7 protein-coding genes and 1 pseudogene are annotated in these 5,384 nt (G+C 74.6%); 4 read left to right on the plus strand and 4 right to left on the minus strand.

Features of this window, described 5'->3' with window-relative positions; translation table 11 throughout:
• Positions 1–767, plus strand: a 767-nt coding sequence (locus CCN56_RS32645; protein WP_107484260.1) for an NmrA family transcriptional regulator, incomplete at its 5' end; no start/stop codon positions are given.
• Here CCN56_RS32645 and CCN56_RS32650 read toward each other — a convergent pair.
• Both CCN56_RS32650 and CCN56_RS32655 read right to left on the minus strand, forming a co-directional pair.
• The gene (locus CCN56_RS32650) at positions 754–1,500 is read right to left on the minus strand and encodes a class I SAM-dependent methyltransferase (RefSeq protein ID WP_086831484.1); all 747 of its coding nucleotides are present in this window, start codon (positions 1,498–1,500) and stop codon (positions 754–756) included. The two genes, CCN56_RS32645 and CCN56_RS32650, sit on opposite strands and share 14 nt — an antisense overlap.
• 59 nt (positions 1,501–1,559) lie before the next feature.
• Positions 1,560–1,862, minus strand: a complete 303-nt coding sequence (locus CCN56_RS32655) for a 4a-hydroxytetrahydrobiopterin dehydratase (protein ID WP_086831485.1) — start codon at positions 1,860–1,862, stop codon at positions 1,560–1,562.
• 101 nt (positions 1,863–1,963) lie between these two features.
• On the opposite strand from CCN56_RS32655, the gene CCN56_RS32660 reads away from it, so the two are divergent.
• Positions 1,964–2,770 (plus strand): helix-turn-helix domain-containing protein, encoded by an 807-nt coding sequence (locus CCN56_RS32660; RefSeq protein ID WP_086831486.1) that lies wholly within the window; start codon positions 1,964–1,966, stop codon positions 2,768–2,770.
• On the opposite strand, the gene CCN56_RS32665 is transcribed toward CCN56_RS32660, so the two are convergent.
• A complete protein-coding gene (locus CCN56_RS32665) occupies positions 2,760–3,185 on the minus strand; it encodes a hypothetical protein (RefSeq protein WP_086831487.1) in 426 nt (141 codons plus the stop codon). The genes CCN56_RS32660 and CCN56_RS32665 overlap by 11 nt on opposite strands.
• 241 nt (positions 3,186–3,426) lie before the next feature.
• Between CCN56_RS32665 and CCN56_RS32670 the strand changes: the two genes are divergently transcribed.
• Positions 3,427–4,635: a low temperature requirement protein A gene (locus tag CCN56_RS32670; protein ID WP_086831488.1), complete on the plus strand. Its 1,209-nt coding sequence runs from the start codon at positions 3,427–3,429 to the stop codon at positions 4,633–4,635.
• 164 nt (positions 4,636–4,799) lie between these two features.
• Positions 4,800–5,066, plus strand: a pseudogene (locus tag CCN56_RS32675) (IclR family transcriptional regulator C-terminal domain-containing protein); the annotation flags it as partial.
• A 94-nt stretch (positions 5,067–5,160) separates the two neighbouring features.
• Here the strand turns inward: CCN56_RS32675 and CCN56_RS42730 are convergent.
• On the minus strand, positions 5,161–5,384 hold a 224-nt coding region (locus tag CCN56_RS42730; RefSeq protein WP_218779476.1), incomplete at its 5' end, for a hypothetical protein.

Below are 5,384 nucleotides of genomic sequence, written 5' to 3' on the forward strand. Positions count from 1 at the left end.
CGGTCGCCCCGGTCCGGGCCGGGTCCCGGACCGGGGCGACCGTCTTCGACTGGGAGGCCCCGGAGACCTGGGCGCCCGCGCTGCGGGGCGCGGACGCCGCGTACGTGGCGTACTCCCCGGACCTGGCCGCCCCCGGTGCGGTGGAGGCGATGGAGGCCTTCGGCCGGCTGGCCGTGGAGAACGGCGTACGGCGGCTCACGCTCCTCTCCGGGCGCGGGGAGCCGGCGGCGGTCCTGGCGGAGGAGGCCCTGCGGACGGCGGCGTCCGGGGCCGAACTGACCGTCGTACGGGCCTCGTTCTTCGCGCAGAACTTCTCCGAGGGGCTGCTCGCGGAGGGCGTCGCCGAGGGCGCGGTGGTCTTCCCGGCCGGTGACACGGCCGAGCCGTTCGTCGACGCGGACGATCTGGCGGACGTCGTCGTCGAGACCCTGACGGCGGACGGGCACGCGGGGCGGGTGCACGAGGTGACGGGCCCCCGGCCGGTGGGTTTCGCGGAGGTGGCGGCGGAGATCTCCCGCGCCTCGGGCCGCCCGGTGGTCTACCGGCCGGTGTCCGAGGCGGAGTACGCGCAGCTGCTCGCCGGGTTCGGGCTCGCGGTCGGCGAGGCGGAGTGGCTCGCGGCCCTGTTCGGCACGCTCCTCGACGGGCACAACGCCTCGGCGACGGACGGCGTGAAGCGGATCCTGGGCCGGGAACCGCGCTCCTTCGCCGAGTTCGCGACGGAGGCGTGGGGCACGACGGGCCGGAGGGACTTCAGCCGCGCCTGACGAAGCTCGCGAGCCGGTAACGGGGGTCGGCTCGGGGGCGGTCCTGGTCCGGGAGGTCCGACAGGGCGGCGGCGAGGGTTTCGATGGTGGCCGGGCCGCCGTCGAACCAGGAGGCGAAGTAGCCGGCGCGGAGTCTGCGGACGGTGTCGCGCGGGGTGGCGCCCTGGCCGTGGCCGGTGAAGCGGGTGCCGGGGGCGGGGTCGAGGCCGTGGGCGGCCGCGTGTCCGCCGATCAGGTCGGAGCGGTCGGAGGCCGCCCCGGCCGAGCGGTACGGGCGGAGGAGCGCGTCGATGTCGCTGTCGACGTCGTGGGCGGCGTCCTTGTCGACGGTGACGACGAGGACGCCGCCGGGGCGCAGCACCCGGGCCGCCTCGGCGACGATGTCCGCCGCGAAGGGGACCAGGTGCAGCAGCCAGACGGCCGTGACGGCGTCCAGGGAGGCGTCGGGCAGCGGCAGCCGCCGGGCGTCGGCCCGTACGACGCGGCCCGGGACCCGGCCGGCGGCGACCCGCGCCATGGCGTGGGCGGCGTCGGCCCCGTACACCTGGAGGCCGGTCCGTACGAGCCGCTCGGTGACGAGGCCGGTGCCGCAGGCGAGGTCGAGCAGGGTGCGGGCGCCGGGCGGGACGAGGCTCAGAACGGCCTCGGCGGCGGCCTCCGCCCTGGGCACTCCGCCGCGGGTCCGGTCGTAGTGCGCCGCCTCGGCCTCGTAGTCGAGCGTGGTCTCCCCCATGACCGCGATCCTAACGACAGGCCGGGTCTCGCCGTGGCGGGGGCGGTCCTGACGACGGGTCAACTCGCCCCGTGGCCGGGGGCGATCCGCTCGACGCGGTCGGCGAGCTCGAAGTCCTTCTCGGTGATGCCGCCGACGGAGTGGGTGCTCACGGCGAGGGCGACCGTGTCGTAGCCGAGGGTGAGGTCGGAGTGGTGGTTCAGCTCCTGCTGGATCTGGGCCACGTGGACGACGAGCGCGGTCGCCGCGAAGTGGTCGTCGAACCGGTAGTTCCGGGCGAGCCGGTCCTCCTGGACGGACCAGCCGGGAAGCTCCCTCAGGCGGTCCTCGATCTCCTTCTGCGACAGCGGCTGTGTGGGCACGGCGGTGCTCCCTCCGGTCGGGTGGTGCGGGGTGACGGGGTGACGGGCAGGGGCCCCGGGGGAAAGCTACCCGGCGTCCCCCTCTGGGATACCGTCTGGCCATGACAACTGTCGTGAGCGACACGGGGGTAGGGCCGCTGCTGCGCGGATGGCGTGAGCAGCGGCGGCTGAGCCAGCTGGAGCTGGCGCTGCGCGCGGACTCCTCGGCGCGGCACATCTCGTTCGTGGAGACGGGCCGCGCCCGGCCGAGCGAGGACATGGTCCTGAGGCTCGCCGAGCACCTGGACGTGCCGGTGCGGGAGCGGAACGCGCTGCTGCTCGCGGCGGGGTACGCGCCCCGGTACGCGGAGTCGCCGCTGGACGCGCCGCGTCTTGAGACGCTGCGCTGGGGCATCCAGCAGCTGCTCGACGGGTACGAGCCGTATCCGGCGCTGGTGGTCGACGGCACGTACACGGTGGTGGCGGCCAACCGGGGGATCGAGCTTCTGCTCGGCGGGCTTCCGGAGCACCTCCTGACCCCGCCGATGAACGCGATGCGGCTCACGCTGCACCCGGAGGGCCTGGCGCCCCGGATCCGGAACCTGCGGGAGTGGCGGGGCCACCTCCTGGCCCAGATGGACCGTCAGATCGCGCTGGCCCGTTCGGAGCCGCTGCGGGAGCTGTACGAGGAGGTGGCGGGCTATCCGCTGCCGGAGCGGATCGACCCGGAGGACCGGCCGGACGCGGAGCCGTACCCGTACTTCGCGCTGCCGCTGCGGATCGAGCACGACGGGCGGGTGCTGTCGTTCGTGTCGTCGATCTCGACGTTCAACACGCCGATGGACGTGACCGTCGCCGAGCTGGCCATCGAGACGTTCCTCCCGGCCGACCCGGAGACGGTCGCGTACCTGCGGTCCCTCAACGCGTAGCGGACGCGACGGCCCTGAGGGCGGCCCACTGGAGTGCGGCGAAACCGGCGACGGTGACCGCCTGCATCGGGGTCCACAGCAGGCCGGCGGTGGTCGGCTCCAGCCAGGCGACGAGGGCGACGATGCTGAGGACGGCCCAGAGCACGTTGGCGTCGACGACGAGCTTCACGGCGAGCGCCGGGGGCTGCGGGCGGCTCGCGAGCCAGGCGACGCCCGCGGCGAACGCGGTGAGGAACAGGCCGAGTTCGAGGAGCAGTCCGGCGTCGACGCCGAGGAGTTCGCCGAGGGGGCCGGAGGCGGCGGCGTAGGCGATCCCGTTGGCTCCGGTGACGACGGCGTCGAGGGCGAGGAAGCGGCGCACCGCGGACTGGGGGCGGGTGGTGCGGGCGAGGCCGGCGAGCAGGGCCTGGGACATGGCGGATCACCCTCCAAAAGGGGGACGTTCGTGCTGGTGGTGGGCCCGGAGCCCGAGCGGAGTGCGCCGCCCGGGTTCCGGTGTTCATGAGCATGCCGGGCGGCGCCGAGGGGGTCGATTACGCGCGAGGTAATGCCGGAGGTCATGCGGGTCCCCGGACGGCCGCGTCACCGCTCCCCCGGAGTGAGTAGTCTTCGCGCCGGGGTGGCCGGAACCGGTGCCCCGAAGGGGGAGAACACAGATGGCGTGGAACAGGAAACGGGCCCGCATGGTGGCCGCCGGGGACGATCACAAGGTGACGCCCGCGGAACTCTTCTTCGACCTGGTGTTCGTGTACGCGATCACACAGGTCACCGCCCTGATGGCGGCCGCGCCGTCACCGGCGCGGATGGTGGGCGCGATGGTCGTCCTCGCGCTGCTCTGGTGGTGCTGGTGCGCCTTCGCCTGGCTGGGCAATGTCGTGCGGGCCGATTCCGGCGCCCTGTTCGGCGTCCTCGTCACCGTCATGGCCGTGGTCCTGATCGTGTCCCTCGCCGTGCCGAAGGTCTTCACGGACGCGCCGGAAGGGCTCTCCCCGCCGCTGGTGTTCGTGCTCTGCTACGGCGCGGTGCGCATCCTGCACCTGGTCTCGTACTGGGTCTCCAGCCCCGGGGACGCCGCGCTGCGGGTCACCCTGCGGCGCACGGCCATGGCGTCCGTGCTGCCGCCGCTGGTGCTGCTGCTCATCGGCTGCGCGTACGACGGCCGGGCCCAGCTCCTGTGGTGGCTGGGGGCGGTGGTCGTCGACTACGGCGGCATCTACATCACCGGCTCCTCCGGCTGGCGGGTCAACTCCCCCGGGCACTTCGCCGAGCGGCACGGTCTGATCGTGATCATCGCCCTGGGCGAGTCCATCGTGGCGATGGGCGTCGGCGTCGGCGGCTTCCCCCTCTCGTACGCGGTGCTCGGCGCCTCGGCGGCCGGGCTGCTGCTCTCGGCCGGGCTGTGGTGGCTGTACTTCCGGCAGCTCGGCGAAGCCGCGGAGCACCGTCTCTCCGGGCTCGACGGCGACGAGCGCACCCGCTTCGCCCGGGACGTCTACACCTTCCTGCACCTGCCGCTGGTCGCCGGGATCGTGCTCTGCGCGCTCGGGATGAAGAAGGTCCTCCAGCAGGTCGCCGACACCGGGCACTACGACCTGGCCGAGCCGCTGCACGGCGCCGTGGCCTGGTCGCTGACCGGGGGCGTCGGCGTCTATCTCCTCGGCGCCGCCGCGATCGGGCTGCGCACCTCGGGCCGGCGGCCGACCGCGCTGGCCGTGGGCGGGGCGTGCTGCCTGGCGGCGGGCCCCCTGGTCGGCCTGGTCCCGGCCCTGGTGGCCCTCGCGGTCCTCGCCGCGGCGGCGGCGGTCCTCGTGGGACTGCACACCAGGCGGGGCGCGCGGCCGGTCACGGGCGGGGAGGCGTCCTGAGGCGGCGGGCCGGTGGCCGTGGCGGCGGCTTGGAGGATCGTGGCGCTTCGTCGCGCGCGGCCGGGACGTTCGTACGAGATCCAAAAGACGGGCCCGCCGCCGCATTCGCCTCATCGCCACACTGACCCCATGGCTCCCACCAGCCCCACCCTCATAGGCTCCGTCCGTTGACGCCGCGGACGGTCCCGGACGAGGAGGCGCTGATGCGCAGGCTGGCCGGGATCCGGCGGGGCGCGCCGGTGGTCGAGCGGGAGGAGTACGTGCTCGGCACCGTGTGCGGGGCCGTGCCGATCACGGTCGGCGGGGTCCACTCGGCGGTGGGTTTCTCGCTGCCGGTGGACGAGGAGGACCGCCTGGAGGAGACGGCGCTGCGGCTGCGGGAGCGGCTCGAACGGGCTTTGACGGCCCATGCCTTCACGGTCCTGACCTGAGGCGGGCCGGGCGGTCGTGCCACGGCGGGGCGGCGGCGCGCCGTACCCGCCCGGCGGCCCCCCGGAGGTGTGCTCCGGGAGGCCGGTCCCGGGGTCAGCCCAGGGGGCCTTCCCTGCGGAGGCGGTCCTCCCGGCGGGCGGGCGGTTCAGGGGTCGACACGGGGGCGGACACGGACACCGGGGATCCCGGCTCGGGGGCGGTGCGTTCGGTGCGCCGGGCGCGGGAGGCCTCGGCGCGCAGCAGGGCCTGGAGGACGGCGTACGGGTCGACGGGCATGGCGAAGCTCCTTGTGGTGCGGGGGTGATGTGGGGGGACTG

This window comes from Streptomyces sp. NRRL B-24572, assembly GCF_002156145.1.
Lineage (GTDB): Bacteria > Actinomycetota > Actinomycetes > Streptomycetales > Streptomycetaceae > Streptomyces > Streptomyces vietnamensis.

Coding starts and splice junctions, on each gene's coding strand:
- CCN56_RS32650 (WP_086831484.1), bottom strand. CDS start 1,500: ATGGGGGAGACCACGCTCGACTACGAGGCCGAGGCGGCGCACTACGAC.
- CCN56_RS32660 (WP_086831486.1), top strand. CDS start 1,964: ATGACAACTGTCGTGAGCGACACGGGGGTAGGGCCGCTGCTGCGCGGA.
- CCN56_RS32665 (WP_086831487.1), bottom strand. CDS start 3,185: ATGTCCCAGGCCCTGCTCGCCGGCCTCGCCCGCACCACCCGCCCCCAG.
- CCN56_RS32670 (WP_086831488.1), top strand. CDS start 3,427: ATGGCGTGGAACAGGAAACGGGCCCGCATGGTGGCCGCCGGGGACGAT.